Origin of the sequence: Candidatus Profftella armatura, assembly GCF_000441555.1 — a bacterium.
GTDB classification, from domain to species: Bacteria; Pseudomonadota; Gammaproteobacteria; order Burkholderiales; family Burkholderiaceae; genus Profftella; species Profftella armatura.
In genome coordinates, this window is record NC_021885.1 from 73,529 (window position 1) to 96,936 (window position 23,408).

The window sequence follows — 23,408 nt, forward strand, 5'->3', positions numbered from 1 at the left end:
TAATGAATAACGATATCAATATTAAATTAAAAGATAAAGTTTTTAATGCTCATTATGGTGTACGTGATTGGTTATTTCAACGTATAACTGCGGTTATAATGATAATTTATACAATAATTCTGTTATTTTTTGTGCTAACTACTAATGATTTTAGTTACGAAAATTGGTCTAATTTATTTAAGTATAAATGGTTTAAAATTATTAGTTTTTCTGCTTTAATTTGTTTATTTTATCATGCATGGGTTGGTATGCGTGATATATTTATGGATTACGTAAAATCAGTTATTATTAGATTAATATTATATACTTTTAGCATTATATGGTTAATTAATTGTACTAATTGGGCAATACAGATATTATGGAGAATATAAGTGATTTTTAATAAATCTATTATTGCTAATTATCGTTTCGATGTATTAATTATTGGAGCAGGTGGGTCAGGTATGCGGGCTTCACTTCAGTTAGCGCAAGAGGGTTTAAATGTTGCAATTTTATCTAAAGTTTTTCCTACTCGTTCGCATACAGTTGCTGCTCAAGGAGGGATTAGTGCTTCGTTGGGTAATATGTCAAAAGATAATTGGCATTGGCATATGTTTGATACTATTAAAGGATCTGATTATCTCGGAGATCAAGACGCTATTGAATTTATGTGCAAAGAAGCGCCAAAAGTTGTGTATGAATTAGAACATTTTGGGATGCCATTTGATCGAAATAAAAATGGTACAATTTATCAGAGGCCATTTGGTGGGCATTCATCTAATTTTGGAGAAAAACCTATAGCTCGCGCTTGTGCTGTAGCTGATCGTACCGGTCATGCGCTTTTGCATACACTATATCAACGTAATTTACATGCTAAAACTAATTTTTTTATCGAATGGATGGCTATTGATTTAATTAGTGATTCCGAGGGTGATATTTTAGGAGTTGTTGCGTTAGAAATGGAAACTGGCAATATAATGATATTGGAATCTAAAATAACAATTTTAGCCACAGGAGGAGGAGGGCGTATTTGGGCTGCTTCTACTAATGCTTTTATAAATACTGGTGATGGACTTGGTATGGCAGCGCGAGCGGGTTTACCTTTAGAAGATATGGAATTTTGGCAATTTCATCCGACTGGAGTTGCGGGTGCTGGAGTTTTAATTACAGAGGGCGTTCGAGGTGAAGGTGGAATTTTAATTAATTCTAATGGTGAACGTTTTATGGAGCGTTATGCCCCGATTTTAAAAGATCTCGCTCCTCGTGATTTTGTATCTCGAGCAATGGATCAAGAAATTAAAGAAGGACGTGGTTGCGGACCAAATAAAGACCATGTAATGTTAGATTTGAGACACATTAATTCTGAAACAATTATAAATCGTTTACCATCGATTTTAGAGATTGGAAATAAATTTGCAAATGTAAATGCATTAAAAGAACCTATTCCAGTTATACCAACTATTCATTATCAAATGGGCGGTATTCCAACGAATATTTATGGACAAGTTATAATACCTAATAATGATAATAATAAAATTGTTAATGGTTTATATGCAATTGGTGAATGTGCTTGCGTATCCGTACATGGAGCTAATAGACTTGGAACTAATTCATTATTAGATTTATTGGTATTTGGTCGTTCTGCTGGTAATCATATTCTTAGTTTAGAACTTAAAAAAATTCATAATAAAAAACTTCCTATTAATTCTATTGATATTATTATTGACCGATTATCAAAATTAGAAAATAATAAAGGATCTGAAAGTGTTCAGAGTGTAGCTAATGATATTCGTAAAACTATGCAAAATTATTGCGGCGTATTTCGAACAGATAAATTAATGAAAAATGGTTATAAAAAAATTATGATTTTAGACGAACGACGTAAATATATTTCTTTTAAAGATAAATCTAAAATTTTCAATACTGCAAGAATTGAAGCGCTAGAATTAGATAATTTAATTGAAACAGCTAAAGCAACTATTTCTTCCGCTATTTCTCGTAAAGAATCTAGAGGCGCTCACGCGCATAATGACTTTAAAAATCGAGATGATATTAATTGGTTAAAACATTCAATTTGGTATTCAAATGGAAATAGAATTGAATTTAAACCAGTTAATTTAAAACCATTAACAGTTAAAACTGTTCATCCTAAAAAACGTACTTTTTAATAAAAATAATATGAAACGCATAATTAAATTTAAAATTTATCGATATAATCCAGATCATGATATAAAACCTTATATGCAAAAGTTTTTAGTTAATTTATCATCAAATGATAAAATGTTATTAGATGCGTTACATCGTATTAAATATGATATTGATGATTCATTAACATTACGTCGTTCTTGTAGAGAGGGTGTTTGCGGTTCAGATGCAATGAATATTAATGGAAAAAATGGATTAGCTTGTATTACAAACTTAAACGAATTAAAACAGCCAATTATAATACGTCCATTACCAGGATTACCTGTAATTCGTGATTTAGTTGTTGATATGACATTATTTTTTAAACAATTTAATTCAATTAAACCATTTCTAATTACAAATAATAATCCTCCAGAAAAAGAACGTTTGCAATCTCCTAGTCAACGTAAAATTCTTGATGGTTTATATGAGTGTATATTATGCGGGTGTTGTTCGACAGCATGTCCCTCATTTTGGTGGAACTCTGATAGATTTGTTGGGCCAGCCGGATTATTACAGGCTTATCGTTTTATTTCTGATAGTCGTGATGAAGCTACTAATTTTCGTTTAGATAATTTAGAAGATCCATATCGTTTATTTCGTTGTCGTTCTATAATGAATTGTGTGGATACGTGCCCAAAAGGATTAAATCCAAATCGTTCTATTAATAAAATTAAAGAATTGATGATTTATAGAATTATATAACAATAAATAATCATTAGTATAAAATAATTAAAAAAATTAAATTAATAACAATTTAAATTTTATAATTATTTTAAAAATAAATATCTTTATATGGTTTTTATTAATAATTATATATATTTTATTTATTTAAAAAGGAAAATATGCCTATTTCTGATAGTAAAGTTACTTTATCGTTTTCAGATGGCACTCCATCATTAAAATTTCCAATTTATAAAGGAACTATTGGTCCTGATGTAATTGATATACAAAATTTTTACAAAATATCTGGAAAATTTACTTATGACCCAGGTTTTATGTCAACTGCGTCATGTAATTCTGCAATTACATATATTGATGGTAATATTGGTGAATTATTATATAGAGGATATCCAATTGAGCAGCTTGCAACTAAATGCAATTTTATGGAAATTTGTTATTTATTGTTATATGGTGAATTACCAAATAAGATGCAAAACGATAAATTTATACAAGCTATAGCAGAACATACTATGGTTGATAAAAAAATATTTGCATTTTTGAATGGTTTTTCTCGAAATGCTCATCCAATGGCTATATTAACTAGTTTAGTTAGCGCGTTACCCACTTTTTATGAAGATTCTTTATATATTCATGATCCTTATTATCGTGAAATATCTGCAATTAGAATCATTGCTAAATTACCAACTTTAATAGCTATGATTTATAAATTTAATTTAGGTCAACCATTTATTTATCCTTCTAATAATCTAAAATATTGTGATAATTTTATATATATGATGTTTTCAAATTTACATAAAAAATACAAAACTAATAAAATTATCACAAAAGCACTAGATAGAATTTTAATTCTACATGCTGATCACGAACAAAATGCGTCTACATCTACTGTTCGACTTGTTGGTTCTTCTGGTGCTAATCCATTTTCTTGTATTGCTGCTGGAATTGCTTGTCTTTGGGGACCTTTACATGGGGGGGCAAATGAAGCCGTACTAAATATGCTTAAAAAAATTGATAAAACTGAAAATATTTCTAAATTTATAAAAAAAATTAAAAATAAATCATCTAATATAAAATTAATGGGATTTGGTCATAGAATTTATAAAAATTATGATCCTAGAGCTAAAATTATACGTAATATTTGTTATAAAGTCCTTAACGAACTTGATTTATTAAATAAATCATTATTTAAATTGGCTACAAAATTGGAAAAAATAGCATTAGAAGATGATTATTTTGTATCTCGTAAATTATATCCAAATGTTGATTTTTATTCCGGAATCATACAGCAGGCACTTGGAATTCCAGTATCTATGTTTACTTGTATTTTTGCTATGGCACGTTCCGCAGGTTGGGTTGCGCAATGGAATGAAATGATATCTGATCCAAATAAAAAAATTGGTCGTCCTAGACAATTATTTGTTGGATCTAAAAAAAGAAGTATAAACTGTAAATAAAAATTTTTAATTATGTACCAGTAAATACTGGGTATACCCAGTAAATACTGGGTAGTTTACTGGGTCAATTTTTAGAAATTATTTTTTATAAAAAAAATTACATAACTTAATTCATCTCGTAAAAATATAAAATAGGTAAGTAAAAATGACACATCAGTACGAGAAATACAATTTATATTCTTATTTTTATAGTGAAAATTTTTTATATATAGAATATTTATATAAGTCTTATTTAAAAAATCCAAATTCTGTATCAGAAGATTGGAAAATATGTTTTGATTTAATGCAATCTATGAAATATAGAAATACACCAATAAATTTTAAAAATTTAAATAAAGAAAAGATAAATATTTTAGAAAATAATAAAAAATTTAAATTAATATCTTTAATAGATAATTACCGTAGATTAGGCGTGTATTTTGCTAATTTAGATCCATTAAAACAAAAAATAAAAACAATAAATTTAGAATATAAATTAAATATAAAATTTTATGATTTTAATGAATCCGATATGGATTCTGTTATTAATGTTAATAATATTTTTTTTGGAGTTAAAAAAACAACATTAAGAAATTTATTAAAATTTCTTAAAAATACTTATACTAGTAATATTGGATCTGAGTTTATGTATATTAATAATTTAGAAGAAGTTGAATGGATCCAAGAACAATTAGAGTCCACTCAAGCAACTCCAAATTTTTCAAAAGAAAAAAAAAAAAATATTCTTTTTCTTCTTACTGCAGCAGAAGAATTTGAACATTATTTACATAATCGTTATGTAGGGCAAAAACGATTTTCTTTAGAGGGTAGTGAAAGTTTCATTTTATCATTAAATGAGATTATTCAACATTCTGGTAAAAGAGGTATTCGTGAAATTGTCATAGGTATGGCTCATCGTGGGAGATTAAATGTTCTTGTAAATATTTTAGGAAAAAAACCAAAGGAATTATTTGATGAATTTGAAGATAAAAATAGCGAAAATTTACTTTCTGGTGATGTAAAATATCATCAAGGATTTTCTTCTAATATTAATACCCCAGGAGGGGTAATTCATTTATCTTTAGCGTTTAATCCTTCTCATCTAGAAATTATTAATCCTGTTGTTGAGGGGTCCGCTAAAGCAAGAATGGAAAGGAGAGATGATAAATTTGGTACACAAGTTTTACCAGTTTTAGTACATGGTGATGCTGCTTTTTCTGGTCAAGGTGTAGTAATGGAAACTTTAAATTTTTCTAAAATAGATAGTTATAATACTGGAGGAACTATACATATTATAATTAATAACCAAATTGGTTTTACAACTAGTCCAAATGATTTACGTTCTACTTTATATTGCACAGATATAGGAAAAATAATTGAAGCACCAGTTTTTCATGTTAATGGAGACGATCCAGAATCTGTAATATTAGTAACTAAAATTGCTGTAGAGTATCGAATGAAATTTAAAAAAGATTGTATTATAAATATTATTTGTTTTCGTAAATTAGGGCATAATGAACAAGATACTCCATCATTAACGCAACCTTTAATGTATAAAAAAATTTTTAAACATCCCGGGATTCGTGAATTATATTCCAATAAATTGAAGATACAAAAAATTTTAACAAAAAATGAAAGTGAGAATATGATAAAAGAATTTAATGATATGATAAATTCAGGTAAATCTATTGTTAATTCTATACCATCAAATTTTATTTATGATAAATCTAAATCAGAATGGGCTCCATTTTTAAAAAATGGATATATTGATAATTGTAATACTTCAATATCTTTAGAAAAATTAAAATTTTTATCAAAAAAAATAACTAATATACCTAAAGGTTTTAAACTACATAAGTTAGTTAAAAAAATTTTAAAAGATCGAGTTGAAATGGGATGCGGTAAATTGAATGTAGATTGGGGTATGGCAGAACATTTAGCGTATGCATCATTAGTTATATCTGGTTATGGAGTTCGTTTATCTGGACAAGATTCTGGTAGAGGTACCTTTTCTCATCGTCATGCTATACTTTATAATCAGGATTATCAATATTCAGAAAAAGAAACTGATATATCAACCTATATACCCTTACATAATGTTAGTAAGAATCAAGCAAAATTTCATATAATTAATTCAATTCTTTCAGAGGAAGCTATATTAGGATTTGAATATGGTTTTTCAACTGCTTCTCCAAATACATTAACAATTTGGGAAGCACAGTTTGGAGATTTTGCTAATGGTGCACAAGTAATTATTGATCAATTTATCAGTTCTAGTGAAGAGAAATGGGGTAGAATATCTGGCTTGACTCTTATGTTACCTCATGGTTATGAAGGACAAGGACCAGAACATTCTTCTGCTCGTTTAGAACGTTTTTTGCAATTATGTGCAAATAATAATATTCAAATAGTACAACCAACTTCTGCTTCTCAAATTTTTCATTTATTACGTTATCAAATAATTCGTCCAATTCGGAAACCATTAATCATTATAACTCCTAAATCTTTATTACGTAAAAAGGAAGCATCTTCAACTTTAATGGATTTAGCAACCGGTAAATTTAATAAAATTATTAATGAAATAGATGATATAATTGATCCTAAAAAAATAAAAAGAATTATTGCTTGTTCTGGTAAAATTTATTATGATTTATTTAATTTTCGAAAAAAGAAAAATAAAAATGATGTTGTAATTATTCGTATTGAGCAACTTTATCCATTTCCTAATGAAGATTTTTTAAAAATTTTAAAAAAATTTAGATATTTTGAGAAATTAATATGGGCCCAAGATGAACCAAAAAATCAAGGTGCATGGCCGCAAATAAAAGAAAATATTTTAAAATATTTAAATTCAACTCAAAAATTAATATATGTGGGTCGTTCTTGTAGTGCTTCACCAGCTTCTGGATATTATAGTAAACATTGTAAAGAACAAATAACTTTATTAAATAATGCTTTTTTAAAATAAAATTAAAATATTTTCGATATTATGGAGAAAATTTATGGCACTTATTGAAGTAAAAATTCCAAAGTTATCAGAATCTATATCAGAAGCAACACTATTAAATTGGCATAAAAAAGAAGGAGAATTAGTTGTTCGTAATGAGAATTTAATTGATATTGAAACAGATAAAGTAATATTAGAATTACCGGCTCCACAAGACGGTATAATTAATAAAATTATTATTACTGATGGATCTATTGTTACTTCTAATCAAGTAATTGCGCTAATTGATACTGATATTTCTAAATTAAGTTCTAAAACAGAAATAAAAAATAAAAAGGATATAAAAAATCTTAATACTATTGTAATGCCCTCTGCTAAAAAAATTCTTTCAGATAATAATTTAGAAATTTCTAAAATTAATAATGGAACAGGTAAAGATGGTCGTATAATTAAAGAAGATGTTCTTAAAGTTTTATCATCAATAAAAAATATAAATCAAGAAAAACAAGAAAAATATAAACCATATTTAGATAGTATTTCTATAAAAAATAATTCTCGGTTAGAAGAGTGTGTTCCTATGAGTAGATTGCGTTTGTGTATTGCGGAACGTTTATTGCAATCACAAGCTAATAGTGCAATTTTAACTACATTTAATGAAATTAATATGCAATCAATAATTGATTTGCGTTTAAAATATAAAGATAAATTTGAAAAAGAACATAATGTAAAATTAGGTTTTATGTCTTTTTTTGTAAAAGCAGTTGTTTCTGCTTTAAAACAATATCCAATTATTAATGCTTCAGTAGATGGTAATAATATTATTTATCATAAATATTATGATATAGGAATTGCTATTAGTTCATCTAGAGGATTGGTTGTTCCAATATTACGTAACGCAGATACAATGTCAATTGCTGATATTGAAAAAAAAATTAACGAATTTATTAATAAAGCACAAGATAATAAACTTTTACCAGAAGAAATGAGTGGGGGTACGTTTACAATATCAAATGGAGGTGTATTTGGTTCTATGCTTTCAACTCCAATTATTAATCCTCCTCAGTCAGCTATTTTAGGTGTTCATGCAATAAAAAAACGTGTTATTGTTGAAAATAATAATGTTGTAATTCGCCCAATTAATTATTTTGCATTATCATATGATCATAGAATAATAGATGGTCGTGAAGCAGTACTTAGTCTTATGGTAATTAAAAAAAATCTAGAAGATCCATATTGTTTATTATTAGATTTATAAAATAATTTTAAATAAATTTTAAATTAAAGAGTTTTATTATGAATAAAAATTTTGATGTTATAGTTATTGGAGCTGGTCCTGGAGGATATGTCGCGTCAATTCGTTTAGCACAATTAGGATTTAAAACAGCTTGTATTGATGAATGGAAAGATAATGAAGAAAATTTTGCATTAGGCGGAACATGTACGAATGTAGGCTGTATTCCATCTAAAGCTTTATTACAAACATCTCATTCATTTGAAAATGTAAAAAATTCGTTTTTTGAATATGGTATTAATACACAAAATGTAACATTAAATTTACAAAAAATGTTAGAAAGAAAAAATAATATAATCAAAAAAAATAATTCAGGAATATTATTTTTATTCAAAAAAAATAAAATAAAATTTTTTCATGGTCACGCAATTTTTACTGGAAAAATACAGAATAATTTTCATGAAATTCAAATTATTAATAAAACCAAAGAAACTATTACCGCTAAATATATAATTATAGCAACAGGTTCTAAGGCAAGATCTTTTCCGGGCGTAAAATTTGATGAAAATTTAATTTTATCTAACAAAGGTGCTTTAGAAATGATTAATGTTCCAAAAAAACTTTGTATTATTGGTGCTGGTGTAATTGGTCTTGAAATTGGAAGTATTTGGAGAAGATTGGGTTCTGAAGTTACAATTTTAGAGATGTCATCTAATTTTTTAAATACAGTGGATGAAGAAATTGCAAAAAAAGCATTTCATTTATTAAATAAACAAGGATTAAATATAATTCTTAATACTAAAATACATGATATTAAAATTAACAAAGAAAATGTTTTGATTAATTATTCTAATAAATCAACTAATGTAAAAACAGAAATAATTACATCAATTTTTGATAAATTACTTATTGCTATAGGTAGAATTCCGAATACAAATAATTTAAATATTGATAAAATTGGTTTAAAGGTAAATGAAAATAATTTCATAATAGTTAACGATAATTGTGAAACTAATATACCTAATATTTATGCAATTGGTGATGTTGTAAGGGGGCCAATGCTTGCTCATAAAGCAGAAGAAGAAGGAATTATGGTTGCTGAGCATATTTCCGGTCAAAAACATTCTATTAATTTTAATGCTTTACCTTTTGTTATTTATACTTTTCCTGAAATTGCTTCCGTTGGTAAAACTGAACAATATTTAAAAAAACATAATATTTCTTATAATGTTGGTATATTTCCATTTTTAGCTAATAGTCGCGCGCGTATTTTAGGTGAAACATCTGGTATGGTTAAGATACTATCTGATATGAAGTCAGATGAAATTTTAGGTATTCATATTATCGGTCCAATGGCATCTGAATTAATTGCGGAAGCAGTTATAGCAATAGAATTTCGTGCGTCATCTGAAGATATTGCACGTATATGTCATGTTCATCCATCATTATCAGAAGCAATGAAAGAAGCCGCTATGTCAATTGAAAATCGTTCTATTAATTATTAATTTATATTGTTAATGAATTTTAAAGAATATTACATAAATTATTTAATTAAAAAAAAATATTATTTTGATTCTTCGCAGATTAAAGTAATTAATTATTTACAACTGATATATGAAAAATGGATAAAATATAATAAAAATTTTTTTAAAAAAATAATATTACGTAAAAAAGTTCCTCAAGGAATATATTTATGGGGGGATGTTGGTAGAGGAAAATCAGATATAATGAATTTTTTTTATTCTATGATTCCATTTGAAAAAAAAATTCGTTTTCATTTTTATGAATGGATAAAAAATATACATTATGAACTTCATAAATCAAAAAATTTATCAAATCCATTAGATAATATAGCATTAAAAGTATCTAAAAAATACTGGCTTATTTATTTAGATGAATTTCATATATCAGATACAGCTAATGCTATAATTTTTTTTAATTTTTTTAAAAAATTACTTTATAATAATGTATATATTATTATGACATCGAATTATGATCCTAATTTATTGTACTCAAATAATTTACATAATAATCATATATTACCAATAATTAAACTATTAAAGGAAAAAATGGATATAGTAAATATTAACGGTAATACTGATTATAGATTTTTATCAAAAAAAAATAGTCATTATTATGCACCAATAAATACTTTAAATAACAATAAATTATTGTATTTATTTAATAAAATAAAAAAAAAATCAAAAGAAAATTCATATATTTATGTTACTGGAAATCGTAAGATATATACAGTGCGTTGTTCTAAAGATATAATTTGGTTTGATTTTTTTACATTATGTAAAGGAACATATTCACAAAATGATTATTTATATATTGTTAATAATTTTAAAAATATAATATTATCAAATGTTCCTTGTATGTCTATTGATATGTCTTTAGAAGCTCGTCGTTTTACTTGGTTAATTGATATATTTTATGAATATAAAATAAAATTAATTATTTTAGCTGAAGTTGAGCCGGTTAAATTATATACGAAGGGCCCGTTATCAAATGAGTTTAAGCGTACAGTTTCTCGTATTATGGAAATGCAATATTTTTATTCTGAAAAATAAAAATTTATTGAAAATGTAATTTTAAAAAATAAATATATATCTATTAAAAATTTGATTTTATTTAAAAATAAGTTAATTTTGATAAATTACTTAATAATATTAATAATAATTAATTTAAAAATTTATATGACAATCGAACAAACATTATCAATTCTTAAACCAGATGCATTAGAAAAAAATATAGTAGGTGAAATTTATAATCGTTATGAAAAAATAGGCTTAAAAATTATAGCTGCCTATATGAAGAAATTATCAAAAAATGATGTTGAAAAATTTTATTCAATACATAAAAATCGTCCTTTTTTTAAAAATTTAGTAAACTTTATGATTTCCGGTCCTGTATTTATTCAAGTATTAGAGGGGGAAGATGCAATTAAAAAACATAGAATTTTAATAGGTGATACTGACCCAATAAAAGCAGCTAAAGGAACAATTCGCGCTGATTTTGCTGAATCAATTGATAAAAACATAGTACATGGTTCAGATTCTATTAAAAACGCAAAATTTGAAATTTCATATTTTTTTTCCATTTCAAATATTTATTCAAAATATTTATAAAATACATTTAAACTTTTAAACTTATATTAATTTAATAAATGAAATAAATTTTATGAAAATGACTAATTTATTGGATTTAAGTCCTTTAAAATTTGTTAATTATTGTAAAGAATTAGGTGAAATGCCATTTCGTGCTAAACAATTGCAAAAATGGATTCACAAATTTGGTGTATCTGATTTTAATAAAATGACAGATCTTTCTATGTCTTTACGTAAAAAATTAAAAAATTCTGTATATATTAAAGCTCCTCATATAATGAGTGATCAAATTTCATTTGATGGAACTCGTAAATGGATTTTTCATGTGAAAAAAAATATAATAGAAACTGTTTTTATTCCAGAAAAAAATAGAAATACTTTATGTATTTCAACACAAGTAGGTTGTGCAATAAATTGTATATTTTGTTCTACTGGAAGACAAGGATTTGTTCGAAACTTAACAGTTGGAGAAATTATTGGGCAATTATGGGTTACTGAATTTAAATTACGTAGAGAAAAAAATATTAAAATTAATTCTCAAGGAAAACGTCAAATTACTAATATAGTAATGATGGGTATGGGGGAACCACTATTAAATTATAAATCTACTATTGGTGCATTGAAATTAATATTAAGTGATCACGCCTATGGTTTATCAAGACGTCATGTAATACTTTCGACTAGTGGAATTATACCAATGATTGATAAATTAGCGCAAGAATGTCCAGTAGAATTAGCGGTATCCTTGCATGCATCAAATAATAATTTAAGAAATAAATTAGTTCCTATAAGTAAAAAATATCCTTTAAAAGAATTAATATTAGCCTGTCATCGATATATTACTTACTCTCCGCGTCATATGATAACTTTTGAATATTGTATGCTTCATGGTATCAATGATACAGATATTCATGCTATAGAATTAATTTCTCTCATGAGAAAAAATAAAATATTAACTTCATGTAAAATTAATCTTATCCCATTTAATTGTTTTCCTAATTCTAATTTAATATGCTCTAAAAATTCTCGTATAAAAATATTTGCAAAAATTTTAATGAATTCTGGTATTTTTGTTACTATACGTAAAATACGAGGTAATGATATTAATGCGGCTTGCGGGCAATTATCGGGTAAAATATTATAATTAATAATTAATTAATTTTTAAAATTTATATTCAATTAAATTATTAACTAAAATTTATTTTTAATTATTAATTCTTTTATTAAATAAATATAAAATGTTTAAAAAAAATAATAAAATGTATAGAATTAGAGGTATGAATGATATTTTACCTATCGATTCCGAATTATGGGAATTTTTAGAAAATAAAATATTTTTTTTATTTAAAAGTTATGGGTTTCAACAAATACGAACACCAATTCTCGAGTTTACTTCTTTATTTATTCATTCTTTAGGAGAAGAAACTGATATTGTAAAAAAAGAAATGTATTCTTTTATTGATGAATTAAATGGAGATAATTTATCATTACGTCCAGAAGGGACTGCAAGTGTTATACGATCAGTAATTGAAAATAATTTAATTTATGATGGACCAAAAAGACTTTGGTATAGCGGACCGATGTTTCGTCATGAAAGGCCTCAATATGGAAGATATAGACAATTTTATCAAATTGGGGTGGAAGCCATTGGATTTCCTGGTCCAGATATTGATGCGGAATTAATTATAATGTGTTCTCGTTTATGGAAAAATTTAAATTTAAAAAATATTTGTTTAGAACTTAATTCTATTGGAAATTTTAATGAACGAAAAAAATACTGTATTGATTTAATAAATTATATTAAAAAACATAAAGATTCAAAATGGTTTTGTGAAGATATAAAACATAGTTTATATTTGAATTCACTTCGTGTTTTGGATAGTAAAAATTTAATTATACGAGAAATATTAATTAATGCACCAAAATTACTAGATTATTTAGAAAAAGATTCTTTAGATCATTTTTATGGTATTCAAAAAATTTTAAATTATAATAATATTTCTTATAAAATTAATACAAAATTAGTAAGAGGAATGGATTATTATAATCGTACTGTTTTTGAATGGACCACTGATAAATTAGGCTCACAAAATTCTATATGCGGAGGTGGAAGATATGATTTTTTAATTAAAAAATTTAGTAACAAATTTGTTCCTGCATCTGGATTTGCGATAGGAATAGAACGGTTAATTGAGTTAATAAAAAAAATAAATATAAATCATAATTTTTCACATCAATGTGATATATATATAGTTCATGTAGGAAAAGAAGCGGAATTAAAAGCATTTGTATTATCTGAAAATTTACGAACATTAGGATTAAAGGTAATTTTAAATTGTGTTTTTAATAATATACATGAAAGTTTTAAATCTCAAATGAAGCGTGCTAATGCTAGTAATGCTAATTTTGCCGCTATAATCGGAGAAAATGAAATAATAAATAATACTTTAATAATTAAAGATTTACGTAACAAATATGAGGATCCTACATTAAAACAAATTTCTATTTCTTTTAAAGACGCGGAAAATTATTTTTATAAAAAGATTATTAAAAATATAAATAATTAAACTATTTAAAACTTATTATTAATAATAAGTATTTTAAAAAAAATTTTTTAAAATTATTTAAAAACTATATTAAATTAAAAATGAAACCTGTTCTTGTTTTAGTTGGTCGTCCTAATGTTGGTAAATCAACTTTATTTAATCGTTTAACTAATTCTAGAGATGCTCTTGTAGCTAATTATCCTGGATTAACACGTGATCGTCATTACGGAGAGGGATATATAGGTAAAAAATCATTTATTATTATTGATACCGGAGGATTTGAACCAGAAGTAAAAAAAGGTATTATGCATGAGATGACCAAACAAACTAAACAGGCAATAATTGAATCAGATATTATAATTTTTATTGTTGATGGTAGACAGGGTTTAGTTGAGCAAGATAAATTAATTACTAATTTTTTACGAAAATCTGGTCAACCAATTGTATTGGTAATCAATAAATCTGAAAATATTAATTCTTCTATATCTTTAGATTTTTATGAGCTAGGCATTGGTAATCCTCATATAATATCTGCGTTATATGGGAATGGTATTAAAAATTTTCTAGAAAATATATTGACTATAGAACTTCCTTATAAAAAATTTTTTAAAAAAAAAGAATTTACTAATATTCATTCTATTGAATATATTAAAGTTGCTATCGTAGGTAAACCAAATGTAGGAAAATCTACATTAATTAATTCATTATTAGGAGAAAATCGAGTAATTACTTATGATACACCTGGAACTACTCGTGATTCAATAAAATCATTATTTGAATATAATAATAAAAAATATATATTAATTGATACAGCTGGAATTCGACGTCGAAATAAAACTTTTGAAGTTATTGAAAAATTTTCTGTTATTAAAACATTAAAATCAATTTTAGAGGCAAATGTAGTAATATTACTTTTAGATGCACAACAAAATATTTCTGCACAAGATATAAATATTGCTAATTTTATATATGAATCTGGACGTTCATTAATAGTTTGTGTTAATAAATGGGATAGTATTATTCATAATCAACGTAAAATTATTAAAAATAATATAAAAAAAAAATTAAATTTTCTTTCATTTGCAATGTTTAATTTTATTTCTGCAATAAAATTAAATAACATTAATTCTTTTATGGAGTCAATTAATCATGTTTATGATTCATCAATAATTCATCTTTCTACTTCAAGAATAACACGTGCACTTATTAGTGCAACTAAAAATCATCCCCCTTGTCGTAAAAAATTAATTCGTCCAAAATTACGTTATGCGCATCAAGGAGGGAAAAACCCGCCTATTATAGTTATTCATGGAAATAGATTAAAGTATATTGGAAATGATTATAAACGTTATTTAGAGAAATATTTTTATAGAACTTTTTCTCTTATAGGTACTCCATTAAAAATAGAATTTCGATCAAATATAAATCCATATATTAAAATATAAAACATAAATAAGTTTATAATATAAATATATTTTTCTGTATTTAAAACAAAAGTATAATGTCAAAGTAAAAAATATACTATATAATCTTGTTAGTTGTTTTTTCATAGTTTTTTTCATCTAATACTAAAAATAATTTAAAAATCTTTAAAATAATAGATTACATAAAATAATATTTATTAAATTAATTATTAAAAATTAGTTTTTTAAAATTTAAATTAACTTTATATTAAATAATAAATGAATATTTTAAAAAAATATATTAAACCAAATGTAGATATGATTGGTTTAATACCAATGGTTATTGAAAAAAATGGACAAGGAGAACGTTCTTATGATATTTATTCACGTTTATTAAAAGAACGTATAATTTTTTTAGTAGGTGTAATTAATGATTTATCTGCTAACTTAATTATAGCGCAAATGTTATTTTTAGAGAGCGAAAATCCAAATAAAGATATTTTTCTTTACATTAATTCCCCAGGAGGATCAGTATCTTCTGGTATGGCTATTTTTGACACAATGCAGTTTATTAAACCGAATGTTTCTACGTTGTGTATTGGTTTAGCTGCTTCAATGGGAGCATTTTTATTAGCATCAGGAACAAAAGGTAAACGTTTTTCTTTACCGAATTCACGAATTATGATTCATCAACCATTAGGGGGGGCGCAAGGTCAAGCATCAGATATTGAAATTCAAGCACGTGAAATACTTTATCTTCGTCAACGTTTAAATGAAATTTTATCTGAAAAAACAGGTCATTCTGTAAAAAAAATTAGTCAAGATACTGATCGCGATAATTTTATGTCCGCAAAAATGGCCATGGAATATTGCTTAATTGATAAAATTTTAAAACAAAGAAAATAATTATATGTCTGAAAAAAAAAATTCAAATAATAGAGATTTTTCATTTTGTTCTTTTTGTAATCGACATAAAGATGAAGTAAAAAAAATAATGTATGGACCTTTTATGTCAATTTGTAATAAATGCATTAAATCATGTAATAAAATTATGTATAATGATGATATTTTTGTAAATCCAAATTTTGAAACTAAATTAAATTTATTGAAACCAAAAGAAATAAATAATTTTTTAAATAAATATGTAATTGGACAAGAAAAAGCAAAACGAGTTTTATCTGTGGCCGTATATAATCATTATAAACGTATTCAATATTTTTTAAATAAAAATAATAAAGATGATGTTGAATTATCTAAAAGTAATATATTAATGATTGGTTCTACTGGATCTGGTAAAACTTTATTAGCGCAAACATTGGCTCGTATGCTAAATGTTCCATTTGTTATTGCAGATGCTACAACATTAACAGAAGCTGGTTATGTTGGTGAAGATGTAGAGAATATTATACAAAAATTATTACAAAGTTGTAATTATAACGTTGAAAAAGCACAAAAAGGAATTATATATATTGATGAAATTGATAAAATTTCTCGTAAATCAGAAAATCCATCTATTACACGAGATGTTTCTGGAGAAGGAGTACAGCAAGCATTATTAAAATTAATTGAGGGGACAATAGCATCTGTACCTCCCGCGGGAGGTCGCAAACATCCAGATCAAGATTTTATACAAGTTGATACAACTAATATTATGTTTATTTGTGGAGGAGCGTTTAATGGGTTAGATCAAATTATTTTAGAACGTTCTCAAAAAACGAGTATTGGATTTTCTGCGAAAATAATAGACGATCATGATAAAAAAATATTAAATCCAGAACCGGAAGATCTAATTAAATTTGGTCTTATCCCGGAATTAATTGGGCGATTGCCAATAGTTATTACTTTACATGAACTTGATGAATCAGTTTTAAAAAAGATTTTATTAGAACCTAAAAATGCGTTAATTAAACAATATTCAAAATTATTAGAAATGGAAAATGTAAAATTAGAAATTAAGCCAAAAGCTTTAAATTTTATTGTTAAAAAAGCTTTTACGAGAAATTTAGGGGCTCGTGGTTTACGATCAATATTAGAGGAAATTTTGCTTAATGTAATGTATGAACTACCAAATAAAAAAAATGTTAAAAAAATAATTATTGATGAAGATTCAATTACTAATAAAACTAAATTATCAATAATTTATCATGATTCAAATGATTCAAATAAGATATCTATTAAATAATTTATATTATAATAATAATTAATTATATTTATAATATATATTATTATTTTTATTATTTGTTACAGATAACTATTTTCAGTTAATCATTATAAAAAAATTTTACAAAATAATATAAATTTATATAGATTAAAATTTAAATTAAAAATTAAGAAATATTAAATTAATGGAAAATATTGTTAATAATTTTTTAAAAGATTTATTTTATGACAAATTCTGAATCATCTAATGAGTATTTACAATTACCTTTATTGGTATTACATGATATCGTGATATTTCCTTATATGGTAATGTCTTTATTTGTGAATCGTCTCAAATCCAAAAAAGCATTAGAAGCAGCAATAAAATCTAATGAAACAATAATACTTTCAACGCGAAAAAATTTTTTCACAAATGATCCATCTGTTAATGATATTTATAAAGTTGGTTGTGTAGTTAATATTTTACAAGTTATTAAATTACCAGATGGTAATATTAAAATATTAATAGAAGGAGTTCAAAGGGTAAAAATTCATTTTATAGATGAATTAAATTATTACATTGCTAATATAACACCTATGACTGATTCTAATACTATTAGTACATCAGAAAACGAGGCAATGCGACGTACAATTATTCAAGAATTTGATAAATACTTAAAATTAAACAAAAAACTTTCTCCTGAAATTTTAAAAATATTAATTAATATAAGTGATCCAAGTTTATTAATTGATACTATTATAGCTCATTTACCATTAAGGGTTGAACAAAAACAATTTATATTAGAAACTCCAGGAGTTTTCCAAAGACATGAACACTTAATATCTCAACTGGAACATGAACTTGATGTTTTACAAATTGAAAAACGTATTCGTAGTCGTATTAAGCGCCAACTGGAAAAATCTAATAGAGAATCTTATTTAAATGAACAAGTAAAAGCTATTCAGAAAGAATTAGGAGGAGAGGAAGAAGAAGAGGGGGTAGATTTGGAAGAACTTGAAAGGAAAATAATATCAGCAAGAATGTCAAAAGAAGCTTTTGAAAAAGCTCATAACGAATTTCGTAAACTTAGATTAATGCCTACTATGTCAGCGGAAGCAACTGTAGTACGTAATTATATAGATACATTAATTACATTACCATGGAAAAAAAAATCTAAAATAAATACTTCATTAAGTTACGCAGAAACAATATTAGAAGGAGATCATTATGGTCTTAATAAAATTAAAGAACGAATATTAGAATATCTTGCTGTACAAAAACGAGTTAATAAATTAAAGGCCCCAATTTTATGTTTTGTTGGTCCTCCTGGGGTTGGAAAAACATCTTTAGGAAAATCTATAGCACAAGCTACTAATCGTAAATTTGTTAGAATGGCATTAGGTGGCATAAAAGATGAAGCTGAAATTAGAGGTCATAGACGTACTTATATTGGATCAATGCCGGGAAAAATTATTCAAAATATTTCTAAAGTTGGCGTAAAAAATCCTTTATTTCTTCTTGATGAAATTGATAAAATAGGAATGGATTTTAGAGGGGACCCGGCTTCTGCTTTATTAGAAGTATTAGATCCTGAACAAAATCATAATTTTTCTGATAATTATATTGAGGTTTCTTTTGATTTATCAGACATAATGTTTATTGCTACATCAAATTCCTTTAATATACCTTCAGCATTATTAGATAGAATGGAGGTAATTCGTATTTCAGGCTATACTGAAGATGAAAAAACAAATATTGCATATCAATATTTGTTACCAAAACAAATAAAAAATAATGGATTAAAAAAAAATGAAATCAGTATTTCAGAGTCAGTAATACGACATATTATTCGTTATTACACAAAAGAAGCCGGAGTTCGATCTCTTGAGCGTGAAATTTCTAAAATTTGCAGAAAAGTAGTAAAAAAAATATTATTGAAAAATAAAAATAAAAAAAGTAAAAAAATTATTATATCTTCTAAAAATATAAATAATTTTCTTGGTGTATGTCGTTTTGATGATAGAATTATTGAAAATAAAAATAGAATTGGGCAAGTAATTGGCTTAGCGTGGACTGATTTTGGGGGAGAAATCCTAACAATTGAGGCGGTAATTATTCCTGGAAAAGGTAAAGTAGTTAGAACTGGAACGTTAGGAGATGTAATGAAAGAATCAATTGAAGCAGCATGTACTGTAGTAAGAAGTAGAGCTGATAAACTTGGTATAAAACATGAATGTTTTGAAAAAAATGATATACATATTCATGTCCCAGAAGGAGCTACACCAAAAGATGGTCCTTCTGCTGGAATTGCTATGACAATAGTTCTTGTTTCAGCTTTTACTGGTATTCCTATTCATTCTAATATTGCTATGACCGGAGAAATAACTTTACGAGGAGAGGTTTTAAAAATTGGTGGGTTAAAAGAAAAATTATTAGCGGCACATCAAAATGGAATTAAAACTGTGCTTATTCCTGAGCAAAATTTTAAGGATTTAATAGAAATTCCAGATAATATTAAATATGATATTAATATTATTCCTATACGTTGGATTGATAAAGCCATAGAAATAGCATTAGAAAATAAATCAAAATAATTTATTTTTTTAAAAATTTTTAAAATATTAATTAATTTATTTTTTTAATTTTTTATTATTTTAAAAATAGAAAAAACGTTTATATAAAAAAATAATATTTATTTTTTTGTAAACTTAAAATAATTTTTTTTTAATTTTAAAAATAAATATCGTTTCTATTTAATTAAATTATATTATACTATCTTCAAGTAAATATTAAAGTAATTTTACTAAAGTATGATATATAATTAATTTTTAATATATTAATACCAGTTTTCAAAGAAATGTAATTTTTGTCGTAGTTAAATTTATTTATTATTTTATAAAATAAAATATAAAAATATTATATAAAAAGATAAATAATTAAAATTATTAAATTAATAAGAACAGTATTATAATAAAATTATATTTTTAAAAAAATATATTTTAAATAAAAATAGTTTTATGCATAGTTATTTATCTTGTATAATTTAAAAATCGTTAATATTAAGTTAAAAGAACAATTTAGTTCTAAAACTGATATAATTTTAAAACGATAATATGTAAAATAGCAAAATTAACTGAAATAGGAATTGCAATGGCAACTGGCGTCGTAAAATGGTTTAATGATTCTAAAGGTTTTGGTTTTATTACACCTGATGAAGGTGGTGAAGATTTATTCGCTCATTTTTCAGCTATTCAATCAAGTGGATTTAAATCTCTTCAAGAAAATCAACGTGTTTCTTTTGAAGTAACTACAGGACCTAAAGGAAAACAAGCTTCAAATATTCAAGCCATTTAATTAAATTTAAATAAAGTTTTAAAATCCTCAACTTAGGTTGAGGATTTTATTTTTTAATTTTATTTAAAAAAAATTCATTATTAATATTTAATTTTACAGTTTTTATATATTGTATTTAAATATTTAATTTTAATATTATTTAGTGTTAATTGTATAAAGTTTATTATCCTTACTGTATCAGAAATAAATATTAATTAATTTAATATTAGTTTTTTTATTTTGTTCGTTTATATTATTTCGTTATATCTTTTATTTATTTATTTATGCAAAAGTATTATTTCTCTATTCATACAAAAATTTAAGAATTTTATTATTTTACTATATTAATAATTTATAAATATCAATTTTTTTAAAAAATAATAATTATTATTTATATTTTGAATTTTTAATAGATTTTTGACATATATTAATATAATATATTTAAAGTCCTTTTGAGTTTTTAAGTTAATTAAAAATAAAATTGGATTTAATAAGTTTAAACAATTAGTAATAAAATAATTATAAAAATAAAATATTAAAACAATGAAGAAAAATCTAAATAATGAGATATTAAATTAATATTTAAATTATATAAATATGGTATTCTACCTAATGGGGTTACATTTAAATATTTAGTAAGTTCAATATAATTTTCATTTGCAAATAATGTATCTACTATTTGAGTATGATTCGCAACCCAACCAATAAGTTTTAATCCTCTAGAATTTATTGCTTCAAGACTTAATAAAGCATTATTTATACAGCCAATTTTTAAATCAATAACTAAAATTATCGGTAGTCCTAATTTTTCCGCTAAATCAGCACTATTTTCATTATCATGAAATGGTACGGAAAAACCACCAATTCCTTCTAATATGATAACATCAGTTAAATTAGATAAATAATTATAGCAATTAATAATATGAGAAGTATTAATTATACGGTTTTCTAAATTAGAAGATGTATATGGAGAAATTGGATATTTAAATAAATAAGGATTAATTAATTTAGTAAATTCATATAAACTATTACTATATTTATTTAATAAATTTACATCTTCATTAAACCATATTTTATTTTTATTATTTAAATATGCCCCGGATGCAATAGGTTTCATTCCTATACAAGATATACCGCGTTTTTTAAATTCAGACAATAATGCGCAACTAATTATAGTTTTTCCTATATTAGTATTAGTTCCGGTAATAAAATAATGTAAAAAATTTTTATTTATCATTTTTATTTTTTACTATTAAAAATTTTTATATTTTATTTATTTTTTCAAGATAACGTTGAGCATCTAATGCTGCCATACATCCAGATCCAGCGCTAGTAATTGCTTGTCTATAAATACAATCTTGTACATCTCCAGCGGCAAATACACCAGAAATATTAGTTGATGTATAACCTGTTTTTTTATTTAATTTTGTTTTAATATAACCATCATTCATTTCTAATTGTCCTTTAAAAATATCTGTATTAGGTTTATGTCCAATTGCTATAAATATTCCATCAATAGATAAATTATATATATATTTTTTATTAATTTCTTCTAAATTAATACCTGTTACAGTATTATTTCCTATTATTTTATGTACAATATGTTTTAATTTAATATCAATTTTTCCTTCATTAACTTTTTGCATTAAACGATCTATTAATATTTTTTCACAACGAAGTTTTTCGTTTCGGTGAATTAAAGTGACTTTTTTTGCAATATTTGATAAATATAGAGCTTCTTCAACAGCAGTATTTCCCCCGCCAATTACTGCGATATTTTTATTAAAATAAAAAAAACCATCACATGTCGCGCAAGTTGATATACCTTTACCTATAAAATTGGATTCTGATTTTAATCCTAAATACTTTGCTGATGCACCTGTAGCAATAATTAATGAATCGCAGGTATATTTATTATTATCGCCTATGAGTTGGATAGGTTTTTTTGATAAAAATGTTGTATGAATATGATCAAAAAAAATTTCCGTATTAAATTTTTCAGCATGTTTTAAAAAACGATCCATTAATTCTGGACCTCTTACACCATCAGGATCTCCGGGCCAATTTTCTATTTTATATGTGGTCATTAATTGACCGCCTTTTTCAATACCAGTGATTAATAATGGATTAAGATTTGCTCTTGCTGCATATATAGCGGCACTATATCCAGCTGGCCCTGATCCAAGAATTATAACTTTAGAATATTTAGAGGATAAATTAGAAAAAATCATAAAATTTTTAAAAATTAAAATAATACTTTATTATAAATAATGTTTTTATTTTATAAAAATAAGAATTTTTATAATTAAATTTTATACAGTATTAATCTAAATAAATGTATAACTAATTTTATATTATTATAATTTTATTATAAAACTTTTTATTATATTATTTTTTAATAATGCTATTATTTTTTTA

At 24.6% G+C, this 23,408-nt stretch carries 17 protein-coding genes and 1 pseudogene; 16 read left to right on the forward strand and 2 right to left on the reverse strand.

Annotation, left to right across the window (positions count from 1 at the left end):
• Positions 1-2 precede the first annotated feature (2 nt).
• The 16 genes and pseudogenes from sdhD to SSDC_RS00495 all read left to right on the forward strand — a co-directional run bounded on the left by sdhD (position 3) and on the right by SSDC_RS00495 (position 21,011).
• Positions 3-371 carry a succinate dehydrogenase, hydrophobic membrane anchor protein gene (sdhD, locus tag SSDC_RS00420; RefSeq protein WP_020915350.1) on the forward strand — a complete coding sequence of 123 codons (369 nt, stop codon included), beginning with the start codon at positions 3-5 and terminating at the stop codon, positions 369-371.
• Positions 372-2,147 (forward strand): succinate dehydrogenase flavoprotein subunit, encoded by a 1,776-nt coding sequence (gene sdhA / locus SSDC_RS00425; RefSeq protein WP_020915351.1) that lies wholly within the window; start codon positions 372-374, stop codon positions 2,145-2,147.
• 10 nt (positions 2,148-2,157) lie between these two features.
• Positions 2,158-2,868, forward strand: a complete 711-nt coding sequence (locus SSDC_RS00430) for a succinate dehydrogenase iron-sulfur subunit (protein ID WP_020915352.1) — start codon at positions 2,158-2,160, stop codon at positions 2,866-2,868.
• A gap of 140 nt (positions 2,869-3,008) precedes the next feature.
• Positions 3,009-4,301: a citrate synthase gene (locus tag SSDC_RS00435; protein WP_020915353.1), complete on the forward strand. Its 1,293-nt coding sequence runs from the start codon at positions 3,009-3,011 to the stop codon at positions 4,299-4,301.
• 145 nt (positions 4,302-4,446) lie between these two features.
• Positions 4,447-7,248: a 2-oxoglutarate dehydrogenase E1 component gene (locus SSDC_RS00440; RefSeq protein WP_020915354.1), complete on the forward strand. Its 2,802-nt coding sequence runs from the start codon at positions 4,447-4,449 to the stop codon at positions 7,246-7,248.
• Positions 7,249-7,282: 34 nt separating this feature from the next.
• On the forward strand, positions 7,283-8,482 hold the full coding sequence (gene odhB, locus SSDC_RS00445; protein ID WP_020915355.1) for a 2-oxoglutarate dehydrogenase complex dihydrolipoyllysine-residue succinyltransferase: 1,200 nt from the start codon (positions 7,283-7,285) through the stop codon (positions 8,480-8,482).
• A gap of 38 nt (positions 8,483-8,520) precedes the next feature.
• On the forward strand, positions 8,521-9,963 hold the full coding sequence (gene lpdA, locus SSDC_RS00450; protein ID WP_020915356.1) for a dihydrolipoyl dehydrogenase: 1,443 nt from the start codon (positions 8,521-8,523) through the stop codon (positions 9,961-9,963).
• 12 nt (positions 9,964-9,975) lie between these two features.
• Complete coding sequence (zapE, locus tag SSDC_RS00455; RefSeq protein WP_020915357.1) at positions 9,976-11,031, forward strand: cell division protein ZapE; 1,056 nt, start codon at positions 9,976-9,978, stop codon at positions 11,029-11,031.
• A 126-nt stretch (positions 11,032-11,157) separates the two neighbouring features.
• Positions 11,158-11,589 carry a nucleoside-diphosphate kinase gene (ndk, locus tag SSDC_RS00460; RefSeq protein WP_041193072.1) on the forward strand — a complete coding sequence of 144 codons (432 nt, stop codon included), beginning with the start codon at positions 11,158-11,160 and terminating at the stop codon, positions 11,587-11,589.
• Between the two features lie 52 nt (positions 11,590-11,641).
• On the forward strand, positions 11,642-12,712 hold the full coding sequence (rlmN, locus tag SSDC_RS00465) for a dual-specificity RNA methyltransferase RlmN (protein ID WP_020915359.1): 1,071 nt from the start codon (positions 11,642-11,644) through the stop codon (positions 12,710-12,712).
• Positions 12,713-12,806: 94 nt separating this feature from the next.
• Positions 12,807-14,135: a histidine--tRNA ligase gene (hisS, locus tag SSDC_RS00470; protein ID WP_020915360.1), complete on the forward strand. Its 1,329-nt coding sequence runs from the start codon at positions 12,807-12,809 to the stop codon at positions 14,133-14,135.
• An 80-nt stretch (positions 14,136-14,215) separates the two neighbouring features.
• Positions 14,216-15,559: a ribosome biogenesis GTPase Der gene (gene der, locus SSDC_RS00475; RefSeq protein WP_020915361.1), complete on the forward strand. Its 1,344-nt coding sequence runs from the start codon at positions 14,216-14,218 to the stop codon at positions 15,557-15,559.
• Positions 15,560-15,796: 237 nt separating this feature from the next.
• The gene (gene clpP / locus SSDC_RS00480; RefSeq protein ID WP_020915362.1) at positions 15,797-16,423 is read left to right on the forward strand and encodes an ATP-dependent Clp endopeptidase proteolytic subunit ClpP; all 627 of its coding nucleotides are present in this window, start codon (positions 15,797-15,799) and stop codon (positions 16,421-16,423) included.
• A gap of 4 nt (positions 16,424-16,427) precedes the next feature.
• A complete protein-coding gene (gene clpX, locus SSDC_RS00485; protein WP_020915363.1) occupies positions 16,428-17,699 on the forward strand; it encodes an ATP-dependent Clp protease ATP-binding subunit ClpX in 1,272 nt (423 codons plus the stop codon).
• 203 nt (positions 17,700-17,902) lie between these two features.
• A pseudogene (gene lon / locus SSDC_RS00490) lies at positions 17,903-20,242 on the forward strand (endopeptidase La); the annotation flags it as partial.
• Positions 20,243-20,807: 565 nt separating this feature from the next.
• On the forward strand, positions 20,808-21,011 hold the full coding sequence (locus SSDC_RS00495) for a cold-shock protein (RefSeq protein WP_020915365.1): 204 nt from the start codon (positions 20,808-20,810) through the stop codon (positions 21,009-21,011).
• 514 nt (positions 21,012-21,525) lie between these two features.
• On the opposite strand, the gene bioD is transcribed toward SSDC_RS00495, so the two are convergent.
• Together bioD and trxB are read right to left on the reverse strand one after the other, a co-directional pair.
• Positions 21,526-22,227, reverse strand: a complete 702-nt coding sequence (gene bioD, locus SSDC_RS00500; protein WP_020915366.1) for a dethiobiotin synthase — start codon at positions 22,225-22,227, stop codon at positions 21,526-21,528.
• Positions 22,228-22,252: 25 nt separating this feature from the next.
• Positions 22,253-23,221, reverse strand: coding sequence for a thioredoxin-disulfide reductase (gene trxB, locus SSDC_RS00505; RefSeq protein ID WP_020915367.1), 969 nt, complete (start codon positions 23,219-23,221; stop codon positions 22,253-22,255).
• Between the last annotated feature and the right edge of the window lie 187 nt (positions 23,222-23,408).

What these genes read in the sequence shown, in the direction of transcription:
- trxB (WP_020915367.1), bottom strand. Translation starts at nt 23,221, where the DNA reads ATGATTTTTTCTAATTTATCCTCTAAATATTCTAAAGTTATAATTCTT.
- SSDC_RS00440 (WP_020915354.1), top strand. Translation starts at nt 4,447, where the DNA reads ATGACACATCAGTACGAGAAATACAATTTATATTCTTATTTTTATAGT.
- sdhD (WP_020915350.1), top strand. Translation starts at nt 3, where the DNA reads ATGAATAACGATATCAATATTAAATTAAAAGATAAAGTTTTTAATGCT.
- clpP (WP_020915362.1), top strand. Translation starts at nt 15,797, where the DNA reads ATGAATATTTTAAAAAAATATATTAAACCAAATGTAGATATGATTGGT.
- odhB (WP_020915355.1), top strand. Translation starts at nt 7,283, where the DNA reads ATGGCACTTATTGAAGTAAAAATTCCAAAGTTATCAGAATCTATATCA.
- rlmN (WP_020915359.1), top strand. Translation starts at nt 11,642, where the DNA reads ATGAAAATGACTAATTTATTGGATTTAAGTCCTTTAAAATTTGTTAAT.
- clpX (WP_020915363.1), top strand. Translation starts at nt 16,428, where the DNA reads ATGTCTGAAAAAAAAAATTCAAATAATAGAGATTTTTCATTTTGTTCT.
- lpdA (WP_020915356.1), top strand. Translation starts at nt 8,521, where the DNA reads ATGAATAAAAATTTTGATGTTATAGTTATTGGAGCTGGTCCTGGAGGA.
- SSDC_RS00495 (WP_020915365.1), top strand. Translation starts at nt 20,808, where the DNA reads ATGGCAACTGGCGTCGTAAAATGGTTTAATGATTCTAAAGGTTTTGGT.
- SSDC_RS00430 (WP_020915352.1), top strand. Translation starts at nt 2,158, where the DNA reads ATGAAACGCATAATTAAATTTAAAATTTATCGATATAATCCAGATCAT.
- ndk (WP_041193072.1), top strand. Translation starts at nt 11,158, where the DNA reads ATGACAATCGAACAAACATTATCAATTCTTAAACCAGATGCATTAGAA.
- der (WP_020915361.1), top strand. Translation starts at nt 14,216, where the DNA reads ATGAAACCTGTTCTTGTTTTAGTTGGTCGTCCTAATGTTGGTAAATCA.
- hisS (WP_020915360.1), top strand. Translation starts at nt 12,807, where the DNA reads ATGTTTAAAAAAAATAATAAAATGTATAGAATTAGAGGTATGAATGAT.
- SSDC_RS00435 (WP_020915353.1), top strand. Translation starts at nt 3,009, where the DNA reads ATGCCTATTTCTGATAGTAAAGTTACTTTATCGTTTTCAGATGGCACT.
- bioD (WP_020915366.1), bottom strand. Translation starts at nt 22,227, where the DNA reads ATGATAAATAAAAATTTTTTACATTATTTTATTACCGGAACTAATACT.
- zapE (WP_020915357.1), top strand. Translation starts at nt 9,976, where the DNA reads ATGAATTTTAAAGAATATTACATAAATTATTTAATTAAAAAAAAATAT.